23 protein-coding genes are annotated in these 26,184 nt (G+C 68.6%); 8 read left to right on the top strand and 15 right to left on the bottom strand.

What is annotated here, in order from left to right:
- Positions 1–34: 34 nt before the first annotated feature.
- The 4 genes from DKG75_RS14740 to moaA are packed head-to-tail and all read right to left on the bottom strand — an operon-like array spanning position 35 to position 3,517.
- Positions 35–946: an aminotransferase class IV gene (locus DKG75_RS14740; protein ID WP_109921895.1), complete on the bottom strand. Its 912-nt coding sequence runs from the start codon at positions 944–946 to the stop codon at positions 35–37.
- Positions 947–1,690 (bottom strand): sulfotransferase-like domain-containing protein, encoded by a 744-nt coding sequence (locus DKG75_RS14745; RefSeq protein ID WP_208112255.1) that lies wholly within the window; start codon positions 1,688–1,690, stop codon positions 947–949.
- The gene (locus DKG75_RS14750; protein WP_109921896.1) at positions 1,687–2,466 is read right to left on the bottom strand and encodes an NAD kinase; all 780 of its coding nucleotides are present in this window, start codon (positions 2,464–2,466) and stop codon (positions 1,687–1,689) included. Before DKG75_RS14750 ends, DKG75_RS14745 begins: the two co-directional genes overlap by 4 nt.
- A 16-nt stretch (positions 2,467–2,482) precedes the next feature.
- Positions 2,483–3,517 (bottom strand): GTP 3',8-cyclase MoaA, encoded by a 1,035-nt coding sequence (moaA, locus tag DKG75_RS14755; RefSeq protein WP_109921897.1) that lies wholly within the window; start codon positions 3,515–3,517, stop codon positions 2,483–2,485.
- 98 nt (positions 3,518–3,615) lie between these two features.
- Between moaA and glpK the strand changes: the two genes are divergently transcribed.
- From glpK to DKG75_RS14790, 7 genes are all read left to right on the top strand, one after another.
- Positions 3,616–5,115, top strand: a complete 1,500-nt coding sequence (gene glpK, locus DKG75_RS14760; RefSeq protein WP_109921898.1) for a glycerol kinase GlpK — start codon at positions 3,616–3,618, stop codon at positions 5,113–5,115.
- Between the two features lie 65 nt (positions 5,116–5,180).
- Positions 5,181–6,209 carry a lipid A deacylase LpxR family protein gene (locus DKG75_RS14765; RefSeq protein WP_109921899.1) on the top strand — a complete coding sequence of 343 codons (1,029 nt, stop codon included), beginning with the start codon at positions 5,181–5,183 and terminating at the stop codon, positions 6,207–6,209.
- Between the two features lie 20 nt (positions 6,210–6,229).
- Positions 6,230–7,225, top strand: a complete 996-nt coding sequence (locus tag DKG75_RS14770; protein ID WP_109921900.1) for a patatin-like phospholipase family protein — start codon at positions 6,230–6,232, stop codon at positions 7,223–7,225.
- Entirely contained in the window at positions 7,222–8,442 is a 1,221-nt protein-coding gene (locus DKG75_RS14775; protein ID WP_109921901.1) for a hypothetical protein, read from the top strand. Before DKG75_RS14770 ends, DKG75_RS14775 begins: the two co-directional genes overlap by 4 nt.
- A gap of 5 nt (positions 8,443–8,447) precedes the next feature.
- Positions 8,448–9,836 (top strand): cytochrome P450, encoded by a 1,389-nt coding sequence (locus DKG75_RS14780; RefSeq protein WP_109921902.1) that lies wholly within the window; start codon positions 8,448–8,450, stop codon positions 9,834–9,836.
- The gene (locus tag DKG75_RS23790; RefSeq protein WP_109921903.1) at positions 9,833–11,044 is read left to right on the top strand and encodes a glycosyltransferase family 2 protein; all 1,212 of its coding nucleotides are present in this window, start codon (positions 9,833–9,835) and stop codon (positions 11,042–11,044) included. Before DKG75_RS14780 ends, DKG75_RS23790 begins: the two co-directional genes overlap by 4 nt.
- Before the next feature lie 17 nt (positions 11,045–11,061).
- On the top strand, positions 11,062–11,703 hold the full coding sequence (locus DKG75_RS14790; protein WP_109921904.1) for a glutathione S-transferase family protein: 642 nt from the start codon (positions 11,062–11,064) through the stop codon (positions 11,701–11,703).
- Between the two features lie 6 nt (positions 11,704–11,709).
- Here DKG75_RS14790 and DKG75_RS14795 read toward each other — a convergent pair whose 3' ends face one another.
- The 3 genes from DKG75_RS14795 to DKG75_RS14805 all read right to left on the bottom strand — a co-directional run bounded on the left by DKG75_RS14795 (position 11,710) and on the right by DKG75_RS14805 (position 16,424).
- Entirely contained in the window at positions 11,710–13,341 is a 1,632-nt protein-coding gene (locus DKG75_RS14795) for an HAL/PAL/TAL family ammonia-lyase (RefSeq protein WP_109921905.1), read from the bottom strand.
- A gap of 44 nt (positions 13,342–13,385) precedes the next feature.
- Positions 13,386–14,666, bottom strand: coding sequence for an allantoate amidohydrolase (locus DKG75_RS14800; RefSeq protein WP_109921906.1), 1,281 nt, complete (start codon positions 14,664–14,666; stop codon positions 13,386–13,388).
- An 84-nt stretch (positions 14,667–14,750) separates the two neighbouring features.
- Positions 14,751–16,424, bottom strand: a complete 1,674-nt coding sequence (locus DKG75_RS14805; RefSeq protein ID WP_109922316.1) for a thiamine pyrophosphate-dependent enzyme — start codon at positions 16,422–16,424, stop codon at positions 14,751–14,753.
- 102 nt (positions 16,425–16,526) lie between these two features.
- Here DKG75_RS14805 and DKG75_RS14810 point away from each other — a divergent pair, with 102 nt between their 5' ends.
- A complete protein-coding gene (locus DKG75_RS14810) occupies positions 16,527–17,348 on the top strand; it encodes a thermonuclease family protein (protein ID WP_109921907.1) in 822 nt (273 codons plus the stop codon).
- Positions 17,349–17,361: 13 nt separating this feature from the next.
- Here the strand turns inward: DKG75_RS14810 and DKG75_RS14815 are convergent, their stop codons facing one another.
- From DKG75_RS14815 to DKG75_RS14850, 8 genes are all read right to left on the bottom strand, one after another.
- Positions 17,362–18,180 (bottom strand): hypothetical protein, encoded by an 819-nt coding sequence (locus tag DKG75_RS14815; protein WP_243746603.1) that lies wholly within the window; start codon positions 18,178–18,180, stop codon positions 17,362–17,364.
- Between the two features lie 309 nt (positions 18,181–18,489).
- Positions 18,490–19,005, bottom strand: coding sequence for a CarD family transcriptional regulator (locus DKG75_RS14820; RefSeq protein WP_109921909.1), 516 nt, complete (start codon positions 19,003–19,005; stop codon positions 18,490–18,492).
- A 413-nt stretch (positions 19,006–19,418) separates the two neighbouring features.
- A complete protein-coding gene (gene fdxA / locus DKG75_RS14825; protein WP_109921910.1) occupies positions 19,419–19,757 on the bottom strand; it encodes a ferredoxin FdxA in 339 nt (112 codons plus the stop codon).
- Positions 19,758–19,780: 23 nt separating this feature from the next.
- Positions 19,781–20,164 carry a tellurite resistance TerB family protein gene (locus DKG75_RS14830; protein ID WP_166646580.1) on the bottom strand — a complete coding sequence of 128 codons (384 nt, stop codon included), beginning with the start codon at positions 20,162–20,164 and terminating at the stop codon, positions 19,781–19,783.
- Positions 20,165–20,312: 148 nt separating this feature from the next.
- Complete coding sequence (locus DKG75_RS14835; protein WP_109921912.1) at positions 20,313–20,594, bottom strand: RNA-binding S4 domain-containing protein; 282 nt, start codon at positions 20,592–20,594, stop codon at positions 20,313–20,315.
- Entirely contained in the window at positions 20,594–23,869 is a 3,276-nt protein-coding gene (locus DKG75_RS14840) for a helicase-related protein (RefSeq protein ID WP_109921913.1), read from the bottom strand. The genes DKG75_RS14835 and DKG75_RS14840 overlap by 1 nt, the downstream gene beginning before the upstream one ends.
- 204 nt (positions 23,870–24,073) lie before the next feature.
- Positions 24,074–25,156, bottom strand: coding sequence for a DUF262 domain-containing protein (locus DKG75_RS14845; RefSeq protein ID WP_109921914.1), 1,083 nt, complete (start codon positions 25,154–25,156; stop codon positions 24,074–24,076).
- Entirely contained in the window at positions 25,153–25,902 is a 750-nt protein-coding gene (locus DKG75_RS14850; protein WP_109921915.1) for an FRG domain-containing protein, read from the bottom strand. The genes DKG75_RS14845 and DKG75_RS14850 overlap by 4 nt, the downstream gene beginning before the upstream one ends.
- Between the last annotated feature and the right edge of the window lie 282 nt (positions 25,903–26,184).

Raw genomic sequence — 26,184 nt, forward strand, 5'->3', positions numbered from 1 at the left:
ACGGTGCTCAGCGGCGGCACGCTTTGACTGAGCCTCACCGGCCCTCGGCATCGCGCAGGCGCAGGTAGAAGGTCTTCAGCGCCTCGGTGACCGGGCCGGCCCTGCCGCTGCCGATCGGGCGGCCGTCCAGCCGGGTCGCCGGGGTCAGGCCGCCGAAGGTGCCGGTGACGAAGGCTTCGTCCGCGCCGCCGACCTCGGCCAGGGTGAAATTGCGCAACTCCAGCGGCAGGTTGTTCGCCCGCGCCAATTCGATCACATGGGCCCGGGTGATGCCGTTGAAGCAATAGTCGCCGCTGGAGGTGACGATGGTGCCGCGCTTCACCATGAAGAAATTGGTGGCGTTGCAACTCGACACGAAGCCGTGGGGATCCAGCATCAGGGCTTCGTCCGCACCGGCCTTGATCGCGTGGTTGAGGGCGATGATCAGGTTCAGGCGCGAATGGCTGTTCAGGCGCATGTCGAACATGTCGGCCGGGGTGCAGCGGATCGGCACCGAGGCGAGATGCAGCCCGCGCTCGAAGAGGGCAGGGGACGGTTCCTTCCATTCGGCGACGATGACCAGGGTGGCGGGCCCGATGGTCATGCGCGGGTCCTGGTTCGGCGTCCGCTTCAGGCCGCGGGTCACCATCAGGCGGATATGGACGCCGTCGACCATATTGTTGGCGACGATGGTCTCGTAGAGGGCGGCGGCCAGTTCGATGCGGCTGCGGCCGATGTCGAGGTCGATCGCCCGCGCCCCGGCATAGAGCCGGTCCAGGTGCCGTTCCATGAAGGCGACCCGGCCCTTGATCAGGCGGAAACCCTCCCACACCCCGTCGCCCAGCACGAAGCCGGCGTCGAAGACCGAGACCCTGGCCTCGTCCCGGGGCACCAGCGCCCCGTTCACATGGACGAGGACGGACGCATTGCGCGGATCGTCGGCGTAGGACTGGCTGCCGATGGACATTCAGGGGGCTCCGGTCAGGCGGTGGGCGCGCAGGCGCCGGTAATAGAGTTCAGCGGCTTCGATCAGGGCTTCGTGGCCGGGCGGCGGCGCCTTGGCCGGGGCGGGCGGGCCGAACCCGGTCGAGGCTTCGACCGCGCCGTACCAATGATGCGCCCAGATCCCGTCCGTGTCGCGCCGCCCCGCGGGCCAGGACAGCATGGCGGGATCGAAGCCGATGCCGATGGCGGCGCATAGCGCCCGCAGCATGGCCTCGGGATCGGCCTGGATGTCGCGCCCCTCGATCACCGGCGGCGCCCGGCCCAGGCGGTCGGCCGCGCGCTCGAAGATTTCCCACTGCTCGCGCACGCCGATGTCGGCCAGGGTCACGTCCGCCCGCTTTTCGAGATAGGAGGCGACGACTTCCGCCGGATCGCGGATCAGGAAGCAATTGACCACGCGGTCCAGCCAGTCGCGCCCGACCGCGGGCAGCAGGTGGTGGGTCATGTGCTTCTGGTAATGGATCCGGCCCCTGGCGATCGGCCCCGTCGTCAGGTCGCGGACCACGGGGCGCCAGTCGCAAGTCATGGCGGCGACGATCTCGTCCCGCCCCGGATGGTCGATCCCGGTCGCCTTCAGGTAGAAGCCATACAGCGGCTCGTCGACCACCGTCGTGTCGGCGCGGTTCTCGAAGGCGCGCATCATCGCGGTCGAGATGTTGCGCGGCCCCGACCACATGGCGAGGCGCAGCACGGGCGCCCCGGTCACGGCGCGAATTGCTCGGTCAGGATGCGCTCGCCGAGCGCGCCGCCCGGATCGAACAGCAGCTTCAGGGTGACCTCCCGGTCCTCGGTGATCTCGACCTCGGCGATGCTGCGCACCTCGGCATTGTCGGCGACGGCGGAAACCGGGCGCTTGCCCGGCTCCAGCACCTCGACCCGGACCACCGCCTCGTGTTGCAGCAGGGCGCCGCGCCAGCGCCGGGGGCGGAAGGCGCTGATCGGCGTCAGGGCCAGGACGCCGGCGTTGAGCGGCAGGATCGGGCCATGGGCCGAGAGGTTATAGGCGGTGCTGCCCGCCGGCGTCGCCAGCAGCAGCCCGTCGCAGGTGAGCGATTCGAGCCGCATGCGCCCGTCGACGAAGATGCGCAGCTTGGCCGCCTGATGGGTCTCGCGGAACAGCGACACTTCGTTGATCGCCAGCGCCTCGCTGATCTTGCCGTCGCGCCCGGTCGCACGCATGCGCAAGGGGTGCAGGGCCGATGTCTCCGCCACCGCCAGGCGGACCAGCAGGTCGTCCTCGGCATAGGGGTTCATCAGGAAGCCGAGGGTGCCCTGGTTCATGCCGTAGATGGGCAGGGGGTTTTCCGCCCGCTCCCCGGTCATGACCTTGTGCAGGCAGGCGAGCATGAGGCCGTCGCCGCCCAGTGCGACGATGACGTCGGCATTGCTGCCGGCCTCGCCGTAGCGGTGGCGCAGGCGGCGCAACGCCCCCTGGGCGTCCGCCGTGTCGGAGGCGATGAAGGTGATACGGTCGCGCGGCATGTCGGTAGGGCGGTACTCAGCCGCCGGTGGTACTCATGTGACGGGCCAGGGCAGGCGGTGCGCCCCGGCGGTCGATGATGAAGTCGTGGCCCTTGGGCTTGCGGGCGATGGCCGCGTCGATCGCCGCCAGAAGGTCGGCATCGCTGGCCCCGCCGCGCAGCACCGCGCGCAGGTCGGCAGCGTCCTCCTGTCCGAGGCACATGTAAAGGGTGCCGGTGCAGGTGAGCCGCACCCGGTTGCAGGACTCGCAGAAATTATGGCTGAGCGGGGTGATGAAGCCGATGCGCCGGCCGGTTTCCGCGACCCGGACGTAACGCGCCGGTCCCCCGGTGCGATACTCGCTCTCGGTCATGGCATAGCGCCGGGCCAGGCTGCGCCGGACCTCGGCCAGGGGCAGGTAATGGTCGGTGCGGTCGCCGTCGATATCGCCGAGCGGCATGGTCTCGATGAAGGTGATGTCCATGCCCTTGCCATGCGCCCAGTCGACCAGGGGCAGGAACTGGTGCTCGTTGACGCCCCGGAGCGCCACCGTGTTGATCTTGACCGCGAGGCCGGCGGCCCGGGCGGCCTCGATCCCGTCGAGCACCGGGGCCAGGGTCCCGCGCCGGGTGATGGCGCGGAAATCGTCGGCATCCAGCGTATCCAGGCTGACGTTGACCCGGCGCACGCCGGCGGCGGCCAGTTCGGCGGCGAAACGGGCCAATTGACTGCCGTTGGTGGTCAGGGTGATTTCGTCGAGGTCGCCGGTGTGCAGGTGGCGCGACAGGCTGCGCACCAGGTCCATCAGCCCGCGCCGCACCAGCGGCTCGCCCCCGGTCAGGCGCAGGCGGCGCAGGCCCCGGCGCACGAAGGCGCTGCACAGGCGGTCCAGTTCCTCGAGGCTGAGGAGGTCGGCGCGGGGCAGGAAGGTCATCGCCTCCGCCATGCAATATTGGCAGCGGAAGTCGCAGCGGTCGGTGACTGAGACGCGCAGATAGGTGATCCGCCGCTGATAGGGATCGATCAGCGGCGGCAGCTTCGGCACGATGCGGTCGGGAAGCGTTCCGTCCATCCCCCCTTTATGGCACGGATTCCCGGCCGCGGCCATGGCCGCGCCTTGACCTTTGGCCGCGAAGCCGGAACCATCCGGGCCAAACGGGAGGGGGGGACATGGCGGCACGGCATCTTCTGGCGATCGATCAGGGCACCACCTCGACGCGGGCCATTCTCTTCGCCCTGGACGGCACCCCCGCCTTCGAGGCGCGCCGCGAACTGCGCCAGATCTATCCGGCCGAGGGCTGGGTCGAACATGACGGCGAGGAGATCTGGCAGGCCGTGCTCGATGTCGTGCGCGAAGTGCTGGCGCTGGCCGGCATCGGCGCCCGCGACGTCGCCGCCATCGGCATCACCAACCAGCGCGAGACCACCCTGGTCTGGGAACGGCGGAGCGGCCGGCTGCTGCATCATGCGATCGTCTGGCAGGACCGCCGCACCGCCGATCATTGCGACCGCCTGCGCGCGGCAGGCGCCGCCGATCTGGTCGCCGCCCGCACCGGCCTCGTCGTCGATCCCTATTTCTCGGGCACCAAGCTCGCCTGGGTGCTGGCCCATGTGCCCGAGGCGCGGCATCTGGCGGCGCGCGGGGACCTGGCCTTCGGCACCGTCGACAGTTTCCTGCTCTGGCGCCTGACCGGCGGGCGCGTCCATGCGACCGACGCGACCAATGCCGCCCGCACCCTGCTGTTCGACATTCACCGCCAATGCTGGGACGCGGATCTCCTCGCCCTGCTCGACATTCCCGCCGGCCTGCTGCCGGCGGTGCATGATTCGGCCGGCGACTTCGGCGCGACCGAGGCCGATCTCTTCGGCGCCCCGATCCCGATCCGCGGCATCGCCGGCGACCAGCAGGCGGCCGGCGTCGGCCAGGCCTGCCTTGCCCCCGGCAGCGTCAAGGCGACCTATGGCACCGGCTGCTTCGTGCTGGTGAATACGGGCGATGCGGCCATCGCCTCGCGCCATCGCCTGCTCTCCACCGTCGCGCTGCGCCACCGCGGGCGGGCCAGCTATGCCCTCGAAGGCTCGATCTTCGTTGCCGGGGCGGCGGTGCAATGGCTGCGCGACGGCCTCGGCCTGTTCAAGGGCGCGGCCGAGACCGAGGCCCTGGCCCGGGCCGCGCGGCCGGGTTCGGGCGTCCATGTCGTGCCGGCCTTCACCGGCCTCGGCGCGCCCCATTGGGACCCGGAGGCGCGGGGCGCCATCCTGGGCCTGACGCGGGATACCGGCATCGCCGAAATCGTCCGGGCGACGCTGGAAGCGATCGCCTTCCAGACCCGCGACTTGATCGAGGCGATCGCGGCCGACCTTGCCGCCGAGGGGCGCCCGCCGCTCGAATCGCTTCGGGTCGACGGCGGCATGGTGGTGAACGACTGGGCCATGCAATTCCTGGCCGATACCCTGGGCCTGCCGGTGGAGCGCCCGAAAGTGACCGAGACGACGGCGCTGGGCGCCGCCTTCCTGGCCGGGCTCGGCGCCGGGATCTACGATACCACTGCGGCGATCGCCGATGCCTGGCGCCTGGAGCGGCGCTTCGAGCCGCAGATGGGCGCCGACGAGCGCGCCGCCCGCTGGGACGGCTGGCAAAAGGCGGTGGCGCGCGTGCTGAGCCGATAGGGACGCGCGTTGACCCTATGCTGCACCGCTCCTAACATCGGCGGGTTTTCTCCGGGGGTCGATTCATGGCGATGAAGATGGGGCGGTGGCTGGCGGCGGCCGGCATTCTGGCGGCGGTCGCGGCAACCGGGGCCAAGGCCCAGACGGTCGCGCCGTCCGGACCCCTCGAAGCCCGCGAGCAGCAGGAAAGTTTCACCCTGCTGATGGAGAACGACAAGTTCAACGGCACCGACAAATGGTACACCAGCGGCGCCAAGCTGATCCTGTCCCGGCCCGCGCCGGCGACGCCGGCCTTCATCGTCAGCCCGCTGATCGCGGCCAATCAATGGATTTTCGATCAGCCCGGGCGCAATCGCTACGAACTGGCGCTCGGCCAGAATATCTACGAGCCGAACGATGAAAGCCTGAACCCGCCGGACCCCCGCGACCGGCCCTATGCCGCCTGGGCCTATCTCTCCGCGACGGCGGTGGCCGAAAACCGCGGGCAGCAGAACACGCTGGAGGTTCAGCTGGGCGTGGTCGGTCCCTGGGCGCTCGGCAAGGAAATCCAGGATGTCGTTCACACCCTGATCGGTTCCGATCAGCCGAAGGGCTGGGGCAGCCAGTTGCCCAACGAGCCGGGGCTGCTCGTCGGCCTGTCCCGGCGCTGGCGGTCGACGCCGGTGCCGGTGGTGGGCGGCATCGGCATCGATGTCGTGCCCTTCGTCGGGGTGGCGGTCGGCAATGTCCAGACCTATGCCAATCTCGGCGCGCAGCTTCGCCTGGGCTCGGCCTTGCGGGCCGATTTCGGCTCGCCCCGGGTGCGCCCGGCGGGCGGTGCCGCCATCCCCCTGATGCGCAATGAATTCGGCTGGTATGTCTTCGCCGGGGCCGAGGGCTGGGTGGTCGCCCGCGATATTTTCCTCGACGGCAGCACTTTCGAGGATTCGCCCAGCGTCTCGAAGGAGAGCGTGGTCGGCGAATGGAGCGTGGGCTTCGTCGCCTATGTCCCGGGCGGGCGCTTCAACGCGACCTATATCAAGCGCTCGGAGGAATTCTCCAGCCAGCCCAATGCCTTCGAATACGGCAGCGCCTCGCTGACCTTCGCGTTCTGAGCGCCGGTCCCCCCGCCGCGATGGACCCGGTCGCCGCCCTGGTGCTGGCCCGCCGCGCCGAGCATTCGAAGCCGGGCCGGCGCCGGGACGGGTTCCGCCTTGCGCTTGCCATCGAGGGCGGGGGCATGCGCGGCGTCGTCGCCGGGGGCATGGTCTCGGCGCTCGAACAGCTCGGCCTTGCCGATGTCTTCGATGCCGTCTACGGCACTTCGGCCGGGGCCTGCGCCGGGGCCTATCTCCTGGCCGGCCAGGCGCGGGAAGGCACCCGGATCTTCTATCGCGACATCAACAATCCGCGCTTCATTCGCATCGGCCGGGCCCTGATCCGCCGGCCGGTGATGAATGTCGACCTGCTGATCGACCATGTGATGACCCGGGTCCGGCCGCTCGATACCGCGCGGGTGATCGGCCATCCCGTGCCCCTGGTGATGATGGCGACCGATGTCGCGACCGGCGGGGCGGTCATGCTGCGCGATTTCGCCGACCACGGTCAGGTCATGCGGGGTTTGCGCGCGACCACCCGGCTGCCCCTGGTCGCCGGCCGGCCGGTCGATTGGACCGACGGCCGCCGGCTGGTCGACGGCGCGCTGTCCGCGCCCCTGCCGGTCGAACAGGCGGCGGTCGACGGGGCGACCCATGTCCTGGCCCTGGCGACCCGGCACGATGTCAGCACGATCGACGGCGGCCGGACCAATGCCCTGTTCTCCCGCCTGCTGGCGCGCCATGTCTCCCCCGCCGTGGCCGAGGCCTATCTCGGGCGGGCGGCGCTGTTCACCGGTCTGGCCGGGGCGCTGTCCGGCCCGCGCCTGCCCTATGGGGGCGCGCCCCATGTCGCCCTGGTGCGGCCCATCGGGCGCTGGCGCCGGGTGTCCAAGGTCGAGCGGCGCGGGCTGAAGCTGATCCGCGGCGCCGATGCCGGCTGGCAGGCGGTGTGGCGCTGGCTGGGGGATGACGATCCGCCGCCTTTTCCGGATATGCTGCGCACCGGGCGGCGCTTGCGCAGGCGGGAAACATGACGGACGACGGCACCCCCCGGGCGGCCCCGGTGCGGAAGCGCCGGGTGCTGTTCGTCAGCGGCTTCGACCCGCGGGGCCCCCGGCACTATCACCAGCTCTGGCGAGACGAAGCGCCCAAGGCCGCGCGTGCCTTCGGTGCGGCGACGCGCTTCGACCTCGGCAATCGGCGCCGCCACGGCGAGACGGTGGTCGAATGGACGATCAGCGGCGAAACCCCGGTCGACGGCGTGCCGGTCCTGACCGAGACCCGCTTCGATTTCCTGCGCTGGGACGATCTCGCCCGCGAATTCTGGCCGAAGCCGGACTGGGTCTTCGTCGGGCGCACGCTGCGCACTCTGGTCCGGGGCATCGCCATCGGCTATTTCCGCCGGGTCTATGGGGTCAGGCGGCTCTATGTCCTGACCATGGTGCAGCCGGCGCTGCTGCTGATCGCTTTGATGGCCGGCCTGATGCTGGCGGCGGGCCTGGCCGCCGCGGCGGGGTTGGCCCTGGCGGGGCTGGCCTTGTCCTTGGCCCCGGCGGGTGCCCCCCTCGGGCTTTTGCTGATGCCGGCCGTGCTGCGCCGCCTGGACAAGGGCACGGTATTGTGGCGCGGCGAGTTGAGCAGCTACTACGGCGCCCTCATCTTTAACGAGGCGCCGCAGATGCAGGCCCGGATGGATGCGATGGCCGGCCTGATCGCCGCGGCCGCGGCCGAGGGCGGCGTCGACGAACTCCTCGTCATCGGCCACAGCGTCGGCACCACGGTCGCCATTTCCGCCCTGGCGCGGGCGCGGGCCCGGCGGCCCGAAGCCTTCGCCGGCCTGCCGGCGGTCGGCTTCGTCACCCTCGGCGCCATGACGCCCGCCCTGGCGGTGGAGCCGCGGGCGGCGTGGTTCCGGGCCGAGGTCGCGGCGCTCGCGCTCGATCCCGCTATCGCCTGGCTCGACGCCGGCGCGCCCTATGACGCCGTCTGCTTCGACCGGGTCGATCCGCTGACGTTGAGCGGGCACGCCCGCCCGCCGGGGGCGCGCATCAGTCCGCTGCTGATGACGCCGCGTTTTCATGCGCTGTTCGATGCCGAAGCCTATGCGGCGCTGTGCCGCGACCGGGGGCAGATGCACACCCAATACCTGATGGCGACGCCGAAGCCCGGGCGCTGCGACTTCTTCGCCCTTGTCGCCGGACCGGTGGCGCTCAAGGATCGCTTCCCTGAGTTCGAACAGTATCAGGGGTAGCGTCCATGGCCGGCTTCCGACCGCCCAAGCCCGAGCCGAAACCCGGCGGCCTGCCGTTCTGGAAGGTCCTGCCCGCCTGGCTGCATGACGGTCTCGCGGTGCTGTCCGAGAAGGCCTACCGCATGAAGATGGGGCAGTTCCGCCTGCCCACGCGGCGCTTCTTCATGCTGAACGACCCGCCCCTGATCCGCCGGGTGCTGGTCGACGAGGCCGGCAACTATCCGAAGAGCGATATTCTCGGCTTCATGCTGAAGCGCCTGATGGGCGACAGTATCTTCACCTCGAACGGTGCGGTCTGGCGGCGCCAGCGCGCCATGCTGAACCCGGCCTTCGAGGCGACACGGGTGAAGCTGGTCTTCGACCAGATGCGCCGCGCCGCCGACGAGATGACGGCCCGCCTGGACGCGGTCGCCGACGGCCGGCCCCATGCCGTCGATATCGAAACCACTCATGTCACCGCCGACATCATCCTGCGCACGATCTTTTCCGAATCCCTGGACCGGGAGCGGGCGGAGCAGGTCTTCACCGCCTTCAACCGGTTCCAGGAAATCGCCTATGGCCTCGGCATGCTGCGGGTGTTCCGGGTGCCGACCTTCCTGTTCTTCCGCCGCAACCGCGAGGCGGACCGCACGGCGCGCGACATCCGCGGCCTGCTGGCGCCCCTGATCCAGGCCCGGCTGGACCGCATCGCCCGGGGCGAGGCCGTGCCCGAACGCGACTTCCTGGCGGCCATGATCGAGGCCCGCGATCCCGAAAACGACCAGCCGTTCGACTTCCGCGAGCTTTACGAGCAGGTCGCCATGCTGTTCCTGGCCGGGCACGAGACCTCGGCCAGCGCGCTCGCCTGGACCCTCTACCTCATCGCCAGCCAGCCCGACGTCCAGGCGCGGCTGCATGCCGAGGTCGCGGCGGTCCTGGGCGAGCGGGAGCCGGAAATCGGCGACCTGCGCGGCATGGCCTATCTCCGCGACGTGTTCCGGGAATCGCTGCGTCTCTATCCGCCCGTCGCCTTTTTCGCCCGCGAGCCGGCGGTGCGCGAATGCATGCGGGGCAAGGACGTGAAGCCCGGCTCCATCGTCTTCATCTCGCCCTGGATGCTGCACCGGAATATCGAGCATTGGGAGGCGCCGGATGAATTCGACGCCGGCCGCTTCGACACTGACAAGGGCATCGAGGCGGCGCGCTGCGCCTATATGCCCTTCAGCATGGGGCCCCGGGTGTGCCTGGGGGCGGCCTTCGCCCAGCAGGAAGCGGCCCTGATCCTGGCCATGCTGATCCGCCGCTATCGCTTCGAGACGGTCGAAGGCCATGTCCCGAAGCCGGTGGCGCGGCTGACGCTGCGTGCGGAAAACGGCGTGATGCTGCGCCTTTACCGGCGCGAGGCGGCGGCGTGAGCCTGACCGCCGCCGCCATCGCCGGGGCCGCCTGGGGCCTGGGCAGCGGCGCGACCGCGCTTTGGGCCGCGCGCCGCATGCGGCGGCGGATGCCGCGGCTCGACGAAGCGGTGACGGCCCAGGCCGTGGTCATCATCCCCGCCACCGGCCCACTTCCCGGCTTGGAAGCGCTGATGGCCGCCCTCGGCCGCCAGACCTGCCGGCCGCGGGCCGTGGTGTTTGCGGTCGAATCCGAGCTGGACCCCGCCTTCGCGCGCCTCGCCGGCCTGCCCGGGGCGGGTGCCGGTGCCGGGCTGCCGGTCGCGGTGGTGATCGCGGGCGAGGCCGTCGCCGGCGGCCAGAAGGGCCGCAACCTTGCCGCTGCCCTTCGTGCGCATGGGGGCGATGCGCCCTTCATCGTCCTGGCCGATGCCGATATCGTGCCGCCGCCCGACTGGCTGGCCCATCTGCTGCGCCCCTTGTCGCGGGGGGCGGCGGAGATCGTCACCGGCTACCGCTGGCCGGTGCCGGGCGATGCGCGGCCGGCCACCGTGCTCGGCACTTGGATCGATCGCGGCGTCGCCGGCCTGCCCAAGCCCAACCGGGGCTGGCTGGTCTGGGGCGGTTCCGTCGCCCTGACCCCGGCGGTGGCCGGGCGCCTGTCCCTTGCCGACCTGCTGGAACGGGAAATTTCCGACGATCTGGCACTGGCGACGGCGGCGCGGGCGGCGGGCCTGCGCATCCTGTTCCGGGGCGCCGTGCTGGTGCCCACGCCCTTCGGCCACAGCCTGTCCTCCCTGCTGGCCTTCGGGCGGCGGCAATATCAGATGTTCATCCTCTATCAGCCCTGGCTGTGGGCCTGGGCCGGGGCGACGGTCGCGCTCAACCTGTTCGGGTCGCTGTCGCTGGCCTGGCTCGCCGTGGCCGGCGGCCCGGCGGGGGCGGCGGCCTTTGCCCTTTCGGTCCTCCTGGCCGCGCTCGGCGACCGGGAGCGGCGCCGCCTTGCCGCCGCCGCCGGCATCGCGGGCACGGGCGACCGGCGGGCGGAGGCGGCGCTGCGCCTCGTGCCCCTGGTGCTGCCCCTTGTCCATCTGCTGCATCTGGCAGCCGTTGTCGGCAGTCTCCGCCGCGGGCGGGTGGCCTGGGGCCATTGCGTTTACCGCATGCGGGGGCGGCAAGTCCTGTCCGTCACAAGACGGCCCTGGCAGGCTAGGGTTTCAGACGAATAAGGGGAGGGGCCGGAACCATGGCCGAATACACGCTCTATTGCTTCGCCCAGTCGGGCAATGCCTATAAGCCCGCCCTGTATCTCCAACTCGCCGGGGCGGATTGGGCGCCCCGCTTCGTCGATTTCTTCAACGGCGAGGGGCGGGGCGCCGATTTCCTGGCGAAGAATGTGATGGGCGAGGTGCCGATCCTCGAACACGGCGCGACGAGTCTCACTCAGTCGGGCGTGATCCTGGACTATCTGGTCTCGACCATCGGCCGTTTCGGCTGGAACAGCGAGGAGGAGCGGCGCGAGATCCTGCGCTGGATCCTGTTCGACAACCACAAGTTCACCAGCTATATCGCGACCTATCGCTTCCTGCTGAACTTCGCCCCGAAACCGGCGGCGCCCGAGGTGCTGGAGTTCCTGAAGGGCCGGGTCAAGGTAACGGCCAAGGTCCTGGCCGCGCATCTGGCCGGGCGCGATTTCGTCGTCGGCGACCGCCTGACCATCGCCGACCTGTCGCTGGCCGGCTATGTCTATTTCGCGCCGGAATACGGCATCGACTGGGCGGCGGACTATCCCCCGATCCAGGCCTGGGCGGAACGGATCAAGGCCCAGCCGGGCTGGCGGCACCCCTACGACCTGATGCCCGGCCATCCCCTGCCGGGCCGGTCGTAAGGGGCGTCATTCCAGCGGCCCGACCGCGGCTTCCACGGCATCCGTGATGGCGCCGGATTTCGCCAAATCGAGGGCGGCAGCGATCTCGTCGTGATACCAGCGGTCGCCGTCCAGGGCGGGCGGGATCACGGCGCGGATGGCGTCCAGCGCCGCCCGCGTGCCCTTGCCGAGGGGGTAGTCGCCCGCCAGCGGCTCGACCAGCGACAGCGCCTGGGCCGCCATCAGGGCTTCGGCGGCGACGATCTGCTCGACATTCTCGACGATGGTGCGGGCCTTCCGCGCGCACCACGTCGAATTGGAAACGTGATCCTCGGCATTGCTCTTGCCCGGGATCGAATCGACGCTGCCCGGCGTCGCCAGATGGCGGTTCTCCATGACCAGGGCCGACATCGTGCATTGCACGGTGGCAAAGCCGGTATTGAGCCCGCGCTTGCCCGCCAGCAGGTTGCGCGGCAGGCCGTAGGACATGGTGGGATCGACCAGCCGGGCGAGGCGGCGCTCGGCGATCGCGCCGAGATCGGCCAGCGCGATGCCCAGCAGGTCCATGGCCTGGGCGATATAGGCGCCGTGGAAATGGCCGCCGGAAATCACCGTGTAACCGCCATCGTCCAGCCCGAACATCAGCGGATTGTCGGTCGCCGAATTGATCTCGGTGGTCACGATCCCCTCGACATAGTCGAGGGCCTGGGCGACCGGCCCATGGACCTGCGGCGCGCAGCGCAGCGAATAGACGTCCTGCACCCGGGGCGGCGCCGGCTGGCCCGGGGCGCGGGCCTCGTCGGGGAAGACCACGTCGCGGGCGGCCTGCGAGCAGCGGGCGGAATCGCCGATCAGGCGCAGCACATTGCGCGCCACCTTGGCCTGGCCGGCATGGGGCCGGGCCTTGTGGACGCGGGGATCGAAGGCGGCCTTCTCGCCGCGCAGCGCCTCGAGGCTGAGGGCAAGGGAAATATCCGCCAGCTTCGCCACCCGCCGCGCGTCATGGGCGGCCAGCACGGCCAGGGCCAGCGAGACGGTGGAACCGTTGATCAGGGCCGAGGCATCCTTGGCCCCGAGCTTGAAATCGACTTCGAACCCGGCCTTGGCCAGGGCGTCGCGCGCGGGCATGCGCCTGCCCTTGTAGACGGCTTCGGCCCGGGGCAGGCCGGCCACCGTCGCCGCCAGATAGGCGAGGGGGGCGAGATCGCCCGAGGCGCCGACCGATCCCTTCATCGGGATGACCGGATGCACGCCGGCGTTCAGCAGGGCGATCAGCCGCTCGACCACGGCGACATTGGGGCCGGAGTAATTCGAGGCGAAGGCATTGGCCCGCAGCAGCATGGTGGCGCGGGTGACATCCTCGGGGAAGGGCTCGCCCACCCCGGTGGCATGGGCCAGGATCGATTTTTCCTGATAGGCCGCCATATCGGCCATGGGCACGCGGATTTCCTTGAACAGGCCGACGCCGGTGTTGAAGGCATACATCAAGGGCGCCTCATCGTGCATCCAATGGGTGTCGATATAGGCGCGGGCATCGGCGATGGCGGCGCGGGCGGCGGGATGCAGGGCGGCCTTTTCGAAGCGGCCCTTGGCGCCGCGACGCGCCACGCTTACGGTGCCGGCGATCGAAAGGCGCCGGCCGTCGATTTTCACGGTCATGGGATGTTCCAGGTCAAGAGATAGCCTCGCCCCCGGCGGGGGGATCAGGCGGCCGGGCGGTCCTCCGCCGGGCGGGTCAGGGTGCTGGCGTCGAAGTGACGGATGAAGTCCAGCAGCACGCGCATGGCGGCATCGGCATCCTCGACGGTGATCGCCTCCGCCGGGTTGTGGCTGATGCCCTTCTCGCAGCGGACGAAGATCATGCCGACCGGGCACAGGCGCGCGAACGCCATGGCATCGTGGCCGGCCCCGGACGGCAGGGTCATGGGGGCAAGGCCGGTGCGGGCGATCGAGCGGCCGATGGCATCGATCAGTTTCGGGTCGCAGCGGCAGGCGGCGGCCTCATGGGTCAGGGTGATGGCGATCCCGACGTCGCGGGCGGCGGCGATCTCGGCGATGCGGCGGTCGATGTCGGCCACCGCCCGGCGCCGCGCGCTGTCGGAGGGCGAGCGCACGTCCATGGTGAAGCGCACCAGCCCCGGAATGACGTTGACCGCGCCCGGCAGCACGTCGACCCGGCCGACGGTGGCGACCAGGTCCGGTTCCGCCCGGCCCCGCGCCTCGACCGACAGCATCATCTCGGCGGCGGCGGCCAGGGCATCGCGGCGAAGGTGCATGGGCACGGTGCCGGCGTGATTGGCCGTGCCCTTCACCTCGACCGACAGGCGGCTGGCGCCGTTGATGGCGGTGACCGCGCCGACCGGCAGGCCCGCCGCTTCCAGCACCGGGCCCTGCTCGATATGAAGCTCGACGAAGGCGAGCACCTGGTCGCGCCGGCGGGCGCTGTCGGTGATACGGGTCGGGTCGCAGCCGAACTCGGCCAGGGCCTGGCGCAGGCTCTTGCCCTCTTTGTCGGTCAGCGACAGGGTGGTCTGGTCGAAGGTGCCGGCAATGGCGCGCGAGCCGGAGAGGGTTACGGGAAAGCGCACGCCCTCCTCGTCGCCGAAGGCGATCACCTCGATCGCGAAGGGGAAACGCTCGCCGGCCTTGTTGAATTCCTCGACCGCGGCCAGGGCGGCGAGAACGCCCATGTTGCCGTCGTATTTGCCGGCATCGCGGACCGTGTCGATATGGCTGCCCATCATCAGGCAGGGGGCGTTCGGGACCAGCCCCTCGTAACGGCCGACTACATTGCCGATCGCGTCGATATGGGCCTTCATCCCGGCATCGCGCATCCAGCCGAGCAATTCTTCCGCCGCCGCCCGGTGTTCCTTCGACAGGAAGACGCGGGTCAATCTGTCCGCATCCTCCGAGTGGCGGGCGAAAGCCTCGAGCCGATCGTAGAGCCGCGCGCCGAGGGAAATATCGTTCAGGGACCGGGACATGGAAAAAGGATGGTGATGGTTTCGCCTGCTGTCTTCCCGGCTGTTCCGCAATGCACCTTATGCGATTTCCGAAAGATCGCCGCCTCAGCCGCCCTTCATTTTGGTCAGCGTGGTGCGGCTGGTGATCACCTCGATCGACAGTTTCAGGCACAGAAGCGCGGGCACGCCCTTGGCCGCCGCCGCCAGGGCGCGCTCCAGGGCCGGCGCGAATTGGGCGGTTTCGGCCACCGTCTCGCCATGGGCGCCGAAGGCGCGGGCGTAGGCGGCGAAATCCGGGTTGGCGAGGTCGGTCGCCACCACCCGGTTGGGGTAGTGCCGTTCCTGGTGCATGCGGATGGTGCCATAGGAACCGTTGTCGACCACGACGATCACCGGGGCGGCGCCATGGCGGATGGCGGTCGCCAGTTCCTGCCCGGTCATCAGGAAGCCGCCGTCGCCGACGAAGGCGACCACCGGCCGCTGCCCTGCGCATTCGATGGCGGCGGCGACGGCGGCCGGCACGGCGTAACCCATGGCGCCATTGGCGGGGCCGAGCTGGCTCTTGAAATGGCGGTAGCACCAGAAGCGTTGCAGCCAGCCGGTGAAATTGCCGGCATCGTTCACCATCACCGTATCCGCCGGCAGGGCGCCGGCCAGGGTCGCCATCACCGCATTCATGTCCAGGGGCCCCGGGCAGGGGGTGGGGGTGGCGCTGGCCAGGTAATCGGCGCGCACGCGCTCGGTCCAGGCGGCCCAGGGCGGGGCGGCCGGCGCGGGCAGGGCGGCGGCGGCGGCGGCGAATTCGCCGGGCCCGGCATTGAGGGCCAGCACCGGCTGGTAGATCCGGCCCAGTTCCGCGAGATCGGCATGGACATGGATCAGCGGTATCTGGGGCACGGGGATGTTGATCAATTCGTAGCCTTGAGTCGCGATCTCGGACAGGCGGGTGCCGACCGCGATCAGCAGGTCGCTTTCGCGGATGCGCGCGATCAGGCCCTTGTCGACCGACGTGCCCAATTCCCCGGCATAGACCGGCAGGGCATTGTCGACAATGTCCTGTCGGCGGAACGAACAGGCGGTGGGCAGGGCCCAGGCGCTGGCGAAACGGCGGATGTCGTCCGCCGCCGCCGCCGTCCAGCCGCCGCCGCCGACGATCATCAGCGGCCGTGCCGCCCGGCTCAGGTGCTGGGCGAGGGCGGCCAGGGCGCCCGGATCGGGATAGGGGGCGAGGGCGTCGCCCGGGGGCGCATCGGCGACGCTGACCATCTCGGTCAGCATGTCTTCCGGCAGGGCGATGGCGACCGGGCCCGGGCGGCCGGATTGGGCGATGCGGAAGGCGCGGGCCATGATCTCGGGCAGGCGGCGGGGGTCGTTCACCTCGACCGCCCATTTCGTGGTCCAGCCGAACAGGCGGTCGACGTCGATTTCCTGGAATGCCTCGCGGTGGCGCATCTCGCGCCCGACCTGGCCGATCAGCAGGATCAGGGGCGTCGAATCCTGCATCGCCGTATGGACGCCGATGGCGGCATTGCAGGCGCCCGGCCCGCGGGTGACGAAGCAGACGCCCACTTCGCCGGTCAGCTTGCCATGGGCTTCGGCCATGAAGGCGGCGCCGCCCTCCTGGCGGCAGACCACGGTCTCGATCGTGTCGGCGTGGTCGTAGAGCGCGTCGAGGGCGGCGAGATAGCTTTCGCCCGGCACCAGGAACACCCGCCGCACCCCGTTCAGCGCCAGTTGGTCGACAAGAACGGCGCCGCCGCTGCGGGGGGAAAGAGTCATGATGCACATCCGATGGCGAGGAAGGTGGCGCCATTCTAGGCCCTGGCGCCCTGATGTGGTCTATAGTGTCGGCATGGCAGACCGGCGCGGGCGAGGGCGGGCATGACGGTGAACCGGCGGCAGATTGTGGGGGGCGGGGCGATCGGCCTCGGCCTGATCCTCTTCGGGCGCCGTCTCGCGGCGGCGCCGGCCCTGCCGGGCGGCCTTGCCCCGGCGGGCGGCGGGCGGGTGACCGAGGTGGTGGACGGTGACACGGTCCGCCTCGATACCGGCGATCAGGTCCGTTTCGTCGGCACCCAGGCGCCGAAACTGCCCCTCGACCGGCCGAATTTTCCGACCTGGCCCTTCGCCGAACAATCGAAGGCGATTCTCGCCGCCCTGTGCCAGGGCAAGCGGGTCAGCCTGCACACGGGCGGCGCCCCGCGCGACCGCCATGGCCGCATCCTCGCCCATCTCCTGGTCGAGGAGACGGGGATCTGGCTGCAGGGCGCCATGCTCGAACAGGGGGCGGCCCGAGTCTATACCTTCAAGGACAACCGGGCCCTGGCCGCCGACATGCTGGCGATCGAGGCGGCGGCGCGAAAGGCGAAGCGCGGCCTCTGGAACGATCCCCTCTACCGCGTGCGCCGGGCCAGCGAGGCCGATCTCGCCGCCGAGGCCGGCAAAGTCCCCGGCTACCATCTGGTCGAGGGCAAGGTGGTGAAGACCGGCCAGGCCAAGGGCCGCTGGTTCCTGAACTTCGGCCCGGACCAGCGCAGCGATTTCACCGCCACCATCGCGCCCGGGGATGCCGGGGCTTTCGCCGAGGCCGGGATCGATCCCGCCGCCTACCAGGGCCTGCGCCTGCGCATCCGCGGCTGGATCGAGGACCGCAACGGCGCCTCGATCGACGTCACCCACCCGGAACAGATCGAACGGCTGTAGGGCCCCGGCCCGGTCAAATTTCCAGCCAGTCGGCCACCGTGCCGTCCGGCTCGAAACAGGCGGCGACCAGCTTGCCGCCGAAGCCGCAGCCGCCGTCGACCGTCGCCCGATGGGGGCCGAGGCGGGGGCCGCCGCCGGCCCGGTCGAAACCGCGGACGATCAGGCGGAAATCGCCGTAGGCCGGCCCCTCGGCCGGGAAGCCGGTGCCGCTGCCCCACCAGAAAGTGTCGCGCTGCTCGCTGAGCGGCCGGCCGGTGTCCAGCCCGGCATTGACGAAGAGCAGGCCGGCGGGCCCCGTCGTCGCATAGCGGCGCAGGCCGGAGAGGATTTCGTCATGGCCCGGACGGTCGTGCACCGCCTGCATCAGCCGGGCGGTCCAGCGGGTGATGGCCAGCACGCCGTCGCGGCAATGGCCGAAGCCGCTGTCGGGATCGATGCCATAGGACCTGATGGTGGCGCCCACCCCCTGGCCGATCATCCAGGCCAGCACTTCGCGCGGGTTGGGGGCGAACTGCAATTGCGCCAGCTTGGTCCACATCTCCTCCTGCGCGCCGCGCAGATGGACGATATCCCAGGGCTCCATGCCCGGCAGGGCCAGGAAATGGCGGCGGAAGGCCAGCAATTCGTCGATCGTGTCGACCGCGGCCGGGCCATGGCCGATCATATTGCCGAGATAGACCAGCCGGTCGCCGGGGCGGAGCCGGGCCGCCAGCGCGTCATGCACCCCGGTCAGGCGGGCGAGATCGGCATGGATGGCGCCAAGGCACCAGACCCGCCGGGCCCATTCCAGGCGGCCGAACACCTCGCTGTGCGCAGTGGCCATTGCGGTCATGGCGATCCCGGCAGCCTTCCCTGAAGGTTTCGTCGGCGAGAGAATCGGTTGGGCCAGGCTCATGGCGGAAGTCTACCATGTCTAGCCGGCACGGCGAGGGCTGACCACAAACTATGGTGCCTGGCAGGGGGCGGCCTCCCCCTCACCCCGGCCCTCTCCCCGGAGGGGCGAGGGAGAGGCGGCATCGACTCCCTCGCCCCCTTGGGGGAGAGGGCCGGGGTGAGGGGGACAGTAGGGCCCGAAATCCGCCATGAAAAAGGGCGGCGGCATCACTGCCCCCGCCCCGGAAGAATGGGCCGCCGCGGCCGGTCAGGCGGCGCGCAGCACCTGTTCCAGCCGCTCCACGGCGGCGGTCTCGTCGATCTGCTCGACGGCGGCGACTTCGCGGGCGAGACGGTCGAGGGCCGCCTCGTAGATCTGGCGCTCGCTGTAGGATTGTTCCGGCTGGCCGGCGTTGCGGTGCAGGTCGCGCACCACCTCGGCGATCGAGACCGGGTCGCCCGAATTGATCTTGGCCTCATATTCCTGGGCGCGGCGCGACCACATGGTGCGCTTCACCCGGGCGCGGCCCTTCAGCACGGTCAGCGCCGCCTTCATCGTATCGGGATCCGACAGCTTGCGCATGCCCACGGTCTTCGCCTTGGCGAAGGGCACGCGCAGGGTCATCTTGTCCTTGTCGAAGGTGATGACGAAGAGTTCGAGGGCGATGCCGGAAATCGTCTGGCTTTCCACGGCCACGATCTTGCCCACCCCGTGCGCGGGATAGACGATGTGGTCGCCAACGGCATAATCGACCTGCGTCTTCTTCTTCGTCACGACAGCCATTTTTCGTCCCATCTCAGACGGTTAGACACATTGCCCGGACAGCGGAACCGACGGGTTCCGCAGGCGGGGACAGAAGCACTGTTGCCAGGGCCGGATGGCGTGAACCGGACATTGCCGCCGCGCCCGGCGCTTCGGCGACGGGTGTGACGGGTTTCCGGTATTCCGGGGGGATCAGCCAACCGGAGTGTTTATAGCATGTTGCGCGGCGAAAATGAAGGGACTGTCACATTGCCCCTTGACACCGGACCATAAAAATTTCAGCCGCGGTGCCGTGCCTGAAGGCTAAGCCGTTGATCGTATTCATCGAATCGTAATGGAAGCGCTATTTCGCCACAGCGCCATGCGCGCTGCCCATGGCCGGGGGCCGGGCAGGCGCGGCATGTCCGTGTTGCGATGCGGCGATTCTCTCGCGCTCACTCGCCCTTCGGGGGATGGGGCGAGAAGAATTTTTCCAGCTTGTCGGCCACGCCCTTCATGGCGTCGGCCTCGGGCAGGGCATCGATCTTGCGGGTGATGTTCGGCCACTGGCTGGCGTATTCGCGGTTCAGCTCCGCCCATTTCTCGATACCGTCCTCGGTATCGGGGAAGATCGCCTCGGCTGGGCATTCCGGTTCGCACACGCCGCAATCGATGCATTCGTCCGGATTGATGACGAGCATATTCTCGCCTTCATAGAAGCAGTCGACCGGGCAGACTTCGACGCAGTCCGTGTACTTGCACTTGATGCACTGTTCGCCGACCACATAGGTCATCTTCAATCACTCCATCCAGCCGCTCAGGCCTCGAGGCCGAGCCTGCGGCGTACCCTTTTTCGCGCCTGCCCGCTGATCGCGTCATCGACGTAGATCAATCCGGCGATGCGCCGCATGAGATTGGCTTCCATGTCGTGTTCCTTGCCGTCGGCATAGATCACGTCCCAAAGCCATTCGATCAATCGTTCCCGTTCGGCCGCGTCCATCCCGTCCTTGATCCGGCGGGTGAAGCGCAGCAATTGGGTGGACTCGGCCCGGCGTTTCGCCGCCGTCTCCATCACCGCCCTGGCCCCGGCGGGATCGAGATCGAAATGGCGGATCAGGAGGCCTTCGACCTTGTCCGTTTCGGCCGGATCGATGCTGTCGTCCATGGCTGCGGCTTCGAGCAGCAGAACGGCGGCGGCCAAGGCCAAGTCGGAACCGGCCTTTTCCGGGGCGTCGCCCCCCTTCAGAAATGACAGCAATCTATCAAGCACGCGTTTGCCTATCACGGGGGCTGATCAGCGACAACCCTTTGCAGAGTAAGGATTTGCCGCGAACCCGCCCGGGCCGCGCCTAACCGGCGGGCGTAATGTCTTCGTACAGCATCTGCGCCTCGGGCGCCGGCCCGCGCCGCTCGCCGAGGCCGAGCACCCGGACCACCCGGGGCTTCGGCCCGAAGCCGAGGGTCAGGACATCGCCGATGCGGATATTCTGATGGGCCTTCAGGGCAGGCTGGCCGTTCAGCCGGACCCGCCCCCGTTCGGCGTAATCGGCGCCGAGGCCGCGCGTCTTCACGAAACGCGCGTGCCACAGCCATTTGTCCAGACGGATCGCCGGTCCGGACGTCTCCACCATCAGCGGGCGAGCTTGTCCCTGAGTGCGGCCAGCTTGGCGAAGGGCGAATCGGGGTCGACCTTCACCGGCGGCGGCTCGGGCCGGCGCTGACGGTTCTGGTTGTTGTGCGGCGGCTTGCCGCCCCCCTTGCCGTGACCCTGGCCCTGGCCCTGGGCATGCTGCGGCTTGCCGTGGCCCTGGCCCTGATGCGGCGGGCGCGGCTGGCCCTGCGGCCGGGGCTGGCCCTGCTGCGGACGGGGGCCGTCGGCGCGGGTAACGTCTGCACGGGGGACATCGGTGCGGGGGGCATGGGTGCGGGGGGCATCGGTACGGGGGCCGTCCGCCGCAGGCGCGGGCGCGGCCGTCTGGCCGTCCGCTGCCTGGGGGGCGCCTTCCGGCTTGCGCTTTCGGGGTTTCCGCTTGCGGTCGCGGGGGTCGGGGTGCTTCTTCGGCTTCGGTGCGAATTGGCCGATCAGCTTCGGCTCGGCGGCGCCCTCGTCGGCCGGGGCGCTCTCGTCAGCCGGGGCCGCATCGACGGCCGGCGCATCGCCGCCCTCGGCCGGAAGCGTTTCCGAACCGGCTGCCGCCACGCTTTCGCCCGGCGGGGCCTGACGGGGCTTGCGACGGCGACGGCGGCGGCGCTTGGCCGGTTCGCCAGCGCCTTCGGGGGCGCCTTCGGGGGCGCCTGCCTCGGCGACGTCGGCGTTTTCGCCCGCGTCTTCGAGGGCGACCTCGGCCTCATCTGCCGTCGGCGCGGCGTCTTCGGTCGGGGCCGGCTCGACCGGCACGGGCTCGTCTGTTGCGGGCTGGGCCGATGCGGGCTGGGCCGCCGCCTGGGGCGGGCGCTGCGGGCGGCCGCGGCGGCCGCGCACGCGATAGCGGACGGCGCCGTCTTCGAGGGTCAGCTTCTCATAGCCGAGGGCGCGCATGACGGCGACGAATTCGTCGTTGGAACAGCCGACGAGGCCGGTCAGCTCGCCGGTGGGCACGACCAGGTCGTCGCCCTGCTTCTCGCGCAGCGCCTGGTCCAGGCGTTCCAGCATGTCGATGCGAATGGCCTTGGCGCCGCAGCGGCGGAACCCGACCACCGTCAGCCAATCGTCCGGCGTCTGGCCGTCGAGGGCATAGGCGACATGGCCGGGCGCCGGCGGCGCCACCGCGCCCTTGCCGAGGGCGACGGCGCGCAGCGTCAGCTTCAGCTGGGTCGCCTCGGGCTTCAGCAGGGCGGGCAGGTAGATCGTCAGCTTGCCGAACTTGACGCCGAGGCGGCGCAATTCGGCACGGGCGGGCTGGGGCAGGGCGTCGAGTTCGCCGGCGATGTCGCGGCGCGGGATGGCGCCCAGCGCTTCGCCCAGGCGGAAGGCGAGGCCGCGGGCGGCGCCCGGCAATTCCTCGGCGGTCTGGAGTTTCAGCAGGGCGCCGAGCACGGTCTCGACCCGGGCCGCGATGAAGCGCTCCACCCGGTGCAGCACCCGTTCGCGCTGCGCCCCGTCCAGCAGTTCGTGGGGCAGCAGGTGGACCCGCGGGTGCAGGACGTCGCGCCCGGGCAGCAGGCGCGCCAGCACCGCCCCCTCCCACAGCACGCGGCCTTCGGGATCGAGCTTGAACACGTCGTCGCCGGCGGCTTCAAGCTCGTCGGTGCGGCGGTTGATCTCGGGGCCCAGGGCACGGTTGGCGGCGGCGAGCACCGCCTTGCCGTCGACACCCTCGGCTTCCGGGTCGGGGATGAATTTCAGACCAGACATGCGTCCCACATACTCCCCTTCGACGAGAACGTCACCTGAGGAATCGATGGCCCCAAGCAGTTCGGCCTCGCCGGCCAATCTTCGTATCAGCGCCGACGATCGCCGATCGACGAAGCGCTGGGTCAACCGCTCGTGCAAGGCATCCGACAGCCGGTCCTCGATCGCGCGGGCTTGTTCCTGTAGCGGTTCCGGGCGCTCAAGCCAATCCCCTCTGTAGGAGACGAAGGTCCAGGTGCGGATATGGGCCAATCTGGTGGCCAGCGTGTCGATGTCGCCCTCGGTATCGTCGAGGCGGGCGAGCTGGGCTTCCACCCAGGGGTGGGGCAGGCGGCCCTCGGTCGCGAGATGGCGGTAGATCCGGCCCAGCAGGCGGACGTGCATGTCCGCCATGGTCTTGCGGAAATCCGGGATCTGGCACACCTGCCACAGCAGCTCGACCTGCCGGCGGCCCTGGGCCAGGGTCCGGATCTCCTCGTCCTCGGCAAGGGCGCGCAGGGTCGACTGGTCGTCCGCATCCTTCACCCGCATCAGGCCGGGCAGGGGCGGCGGGCGGTCCAGGGCCGCGAGCAGGGCCTGGACCGAGGTGAAGTCGAGATCGCTGGAGCGCCACTGCAATTGCCGGACCGGATCGAAGCGATGGCCCTCGACCCTTGAGATCATGTCCTCGTCGAAGGGCTCGACCCCGGCCGTGGTGCCGAACGTGCCGTCGCGCATGTGGCGGCCGGCGCGGCCGGCGATCTGGGCGACTTCGGTCGGATGAAGCGGGCGGTGGCGCTGGCCGTCGAATTTATCGAGGCTGGCGAAGGCGACATGATCGACCCCGAGGTTCAGCCCCATGCCGACCGCATCGGTGGCGACTAGGTAATCGACCTCGCCCGCCTCGAACAGGGCGACCTGGGCATTCCGCGTCCGGGGCGACAGGGCGCCGAGCACGACCGCAGCACCCCCGCGCTGGCGCCTTATCGCCTCGGCCAGGGCATAAACCTCGTTGGCGGAAAAGGCGACGATGGCGGAGCGGCGGGGCAGCCGCGCCAGCTTGCGGTACCCGGCATGGGCGAGCGTCGACAGCCGGGGCCGGGAAATGAAGGCGGCGTCCGGGATCAGGCGCCGGATCACCGGCCGCATGGTCTCGGCGCCCAGGAACAGGGTCTCGGTCAGGCCGCGGGCGCGCAGCAGGCGGTCGGTGAAGACATGGCCGCGCTCGAGATCGGTGGCGAGCTGGATCTCGTCCACCGCCATGAAATCGAACAGGCGGTCCTGGGGCATGGCTTCGACCGTCGCGACGAAATAGCGGGCGTCGCGGCCGATGATCTTTTCCTCGCCCGTGATCAGGGCGACCGCCGCCTCGCCCTTCTGGCGCACGATGCGGTCATAGACTTCGCGCGCGAGAAGGCGCAGCGGCAGGCCGATGATGCCGCTGCGGTGCGCCAGCATGCGCTCGATCGCGAAATGGGTCTTGCCCGTATTGGTCGGCCCGAGAACGGCAGTCACCCGGCCCTCGGCCACGACGGCGGCGGACGAACGGGCAAACGGGCGGGACGGCGGCGACATGATCTGCCGAACATCGGTGTTCGGGCGGGGAATCTCAAGCGGTTCCTTGGTCGGGGCGGGGGCGCCCGGCGGCTGTCCGATTTTTGGTGTAGAGCCTACGGTGTTGAAATCTTATGGTTGAAGAAAAATCCGTAGTACTAGGGAAGCGAATTGCCCGCTGGGAGGAAGAAGGTCTGTGCCGCGCCGAGAAAAATTTGGGCTTCCTCAGATTTTCTGAAGGGGTACCGCAAGAAACTCACTGAGGATCTTGACACGCTCTTTGACGCTCGATGCATCATTAGTGCCCTGCTGATTGAGACGATCGAACTCGAGCAGATCAAACGAAGCACCCTCATAATTTTTGATCGCCGCTTCGCGGTTTTCGGCTAGCCTCTGCCTAAAATCGAGGAGATTGCGGCGAGTGACCTTTGCCTCCTCGCCATGCGCGATCGCCGATCGGAAAATCAAGTAGTAAACTACAAGAATGCCCTGCGCGAGCAGGAGTTCGTCATCGGCAGTAAATTCTGCTGCCATCCGATTCAGGATACTCGTCACATTTGCCTTGAGATTATTGACCAGAGGCTGATGTTCAGCGCGATATCGCCTCGCGAGCGAATCCAGATACACTTTCTTCGTATCGACGATCTGGCCGGACGTGTTGAGACTATCCTCCACGAGCAGGAAACGTGCTGCAGCTTCGCGATGCTGGTAGCGATTGTTGTGAAACTTCACTCGGCTGGTGAAAAAAACGTGCTGCGAAAGATCGGCGATTGCTCGGACAACGTCGCCGCCGATTGCGTTGCGCTTCTCTGCTGCATTCAAAGGTACTGCTTCATTAAGTCGGGAGAACATGTCCTCGATCAGATCGATGTCATTGCCCTCGATTGATACAGTAACGACCGGCAGGACGAAGGAATCGAACTTCACCCGAATCTTCGGATGCTGTTTCGCGATGTCCTCATAGCTGAGGCCTGCAAGGTTGAGTTGCGTATCTCGTTGATATTCAAAGTCAGTGGCGAGGGTAAATTCGCCGTCCATAAAGGCCCAGATCGCTTCGAGACGCTGCCTGCCATCGATGACTGCGAAGCGGAACCCAGACTTGGAAACCTCATCTGGACTGAGCATGTGGAAATATATTTTGGGCAGATCGTAGTCGTTAAGGATGGAATCAATTAGCAGCCTGCGCTTCTCCTTGGTCCACACCCCTCCCATGCGCTGATACTCGGGACTCATATTGATTTCTGAGCGTTCCGAGTAAAGCAGCATGATAGTGCTGTTCTTGAGGATAGAAGTCTCGACGTAGCTCATTTCATCATATCCTTGAGGATGGCCCCGACGCTCGCGAGTTCAGGGAAAAGGCTGAACCGGGTCATGCCAAGCAATTTTAGCTCCTCGGCGAACGTCTCCTTAGTTGGCGCTGGAATGATATATTTTGCGACGTGCGAATGATCACCGACCTCTTCGATCGCAATCCTTTTATTGTGATGAATTGTGAACGTACCCATCTGCGCCTGAATGCGCGCATTATTGCGCGTGGCGATGGTGGCAACGGGAAAGAGTTCCAACCGTGTGTTTTGGCGTAGGCTATCGACAGTATAGCCTTGGAGCTCATCGTCCTCGAAGGATGGAATATACTGGCCCTCCAATTTGTCGACGATATTAGCATTCTTGTTCAACTCAGTGGGCCAGAGACACCATAGGGCGGCGTCTGTCGCCGGCTTGTCTGCCCAATCCTCTACTGCGAAATACATGGAGGTGAGAGGGCTCTCGCTCCAATCGAGCAGCCGGGTCGGAACACCGTAATGCTGCATAAGAAATGTCCAGTCGAAAGATGTCGCCGGGCGCCGATCGGCGAGCATCGCTGCGCTCTGCCGAAAACGGTTGAGAAGCGTTGTTTCGGACGTGTCGGACGCTGACCGCATGAACCCGGGCAACAGTTTCCAAGTCGCGTCCGAATGACCTCGGAACCAGATTGTGCCGGGCCGGGCGGTCTGATCCGCTCGGATAGCGGTCAGGAAGTCCGACACATTGTTGATCTTTCGCTCAACTATCATCTTCCCCCCGCTATTTGGGTCAGCCCATGCGTGTCGCGGAATCCGCACCACTCATGCCGAATCTATGGCATTGGTATGGTCGCGTGCCAATACCGCTACAACGCGCTTCCCCTGTCTTGCGCTGAATGAACGACAGCTTATTAGATCAGTCTACGGCTTGTTGCCTGACTGAGATGAGAGCGAACAGCGGAGAGCACATTTCTATGCCGTTGTTGACCAAGTGCTCGCCGCGCATTGCTGCCGAAACCGCCGATTGCCGTATTGAAAGTGAGATTTTTTCGC

Origin of the sequence: Zavarzinia compransoris, from assembly GCF_003173055.1 — a bacterium.
In the GTDB taxonomy this organism is placed as follows: Bacteria; Pseudomonadota; Alphaproteobacteria; order Zavarziniales; family Zavarziniaceae; genus Zavarzinia; species Zavarzinia compransoris.

Excerpts from the sequence above, each read along its gene's own strand:
- DKG75_RS14740 (WP_109921895.1), bottom strand. The coding sequence starts at position 946 with ATGTCCATCGGCAGCCAGTCCTACGCCGACGATCCGCGCAATGCGTCC.
- DKG75_RS14750 (WP_109921896.1), bottom strand. The coding sequence starts at position 2,466 with ATGCCGCGCGACCGTATCACCTTCATCGCCTCCGACACGGCGGACGCC.
- moaA (WP_109921897.1), bottom strand. The coding sequence starts at position 3,517 with ATGGACGGAACGCTTCCCGACCGCATCGTGCCGAAGCTGCCGCCGCTG.
- glpK (WP_109921898.1), top strand. The coding sequence starts at position 3,616 with ATGGCGGCACGGCATCTTCTGGCGATCGATCAGGGCACCACCTCGACG.
- DKG75_RS14765 (WP_109921899.1), top strand. The coding sequence starts at position 5,181 with ATGGCGATGAAGATGGGGCGGTGGCTGGCGGCGGCCGGCATTCTGGCG.
- DKG75_RS14770 (WP_109921900.1), top strand. The coding sequence starts at position 6,230 with ATGGACCCGGTCGCCGCCCTGGTGCTGGCCCGCCGCGCCGAGCATTCG.
- DKG75_RS14775 (WP_109921901.1), top strand. The coding sequence starts at position 7,222 with ATGACGGACGACGGCACCCCCCGGGCGGCCCCGGTGCGGAAGCGCCGG.
- DKG75_RS14780 (WP_109921902.1), top strand. The coding sequence starts at position 8,448 with ATGGCCGGCTTCCGACCGCCCAAGCCCGAGCCGAAACCCGGCGGCCTG.
- DKG75_RS14790 (WP_109921904.1), top strand. The coding sequence starts at position 11,062 with ATGGCCGAATACACGCTCTATTGCTTCGCCCAGTCGGGCAATGCCTAT.
- DKG75_RS14795 (WP_109921905.1), bottom strand. The coding sequence starts at position 13,341 with ATGACCGTGAAAATCGACGGCCGGCGCCTTTCGATCGCCGGCACCGTA.
- DKG75_RS14800 (WP_109921906.1), bottom strand. The coding sequence starts at position 14,666 with ATGTCCCGGTCCCTGAACGATATTTCCCTCGGCGCGCGGCTCTACGAT.
- DKG75_RS14805 (WP_109922316.1), bottom strand. The coding sequence starts at position 16,424 with ATGACTCTTTCCCCCCGCAGCGGCGGCGCCGTTCTTGTCGACCAACTG.
- DKG75_RS14810 (WP_109921907.1), top strand. The coding sequence starts at position 16,527 with ATGACGGTGAACCGGCGGCAGATTGTGGGGGGCGGGGCGATCGGCCTC.
- DKG75_RS14815 (WP_243746603.1), bottom strand. The coding sequence starts at position 18,180 with ATGACCGCAATGGCCACTGCGCACAGCGAGGTGTTCGGCCGCCTGGAA.
- DKG75_RS14820 (WP_109921909.1), bottom strand. The coding sequence starts at position 19,005 with ATGGCTGTCGTGACGAAGAAGAAGACGCAGGTCGATTATGCCGTTGGC.
- fdxA (WP_109921910.1), bottom strand. The coding sequence starts at position 19,757 with ATGACCTATGTGGTCGGCGAACAGTGCATCAAGTGCAAGTACACGGAC.
- DKG75_RS14835 (WP_109921912.1), bottom strand. The coding sequence starts at position 20,594 with ATGGTGGAGACGTCCGGACCGGCGATCCGTCTGGACAAATGGCTGTGG.
- DKG75_RS14840 (WP_109921913.1), bottom strand. The coding sequence starts at position 23,869 with ATGTCGCCGCCGTCCCGCCCGTTTGCCCGTTCGTCCGCCGCCGTCGTG.
- DKG75_RS14845 (WP_109921914.1), bottom strand. The coding sequence starts at position 25,156 with ATGAGCTACGTCGAGACTTCTATCCTCAAGAACAGCACTATCATGCTG.
- DKG75_RS14850 (WP_109921915.1), bottom strand. The coding sequence starts at position 25,902 with ATGATAGTTGAGCGAAAGATCAACAATGTGTCGGACTTCCTGACCGCT.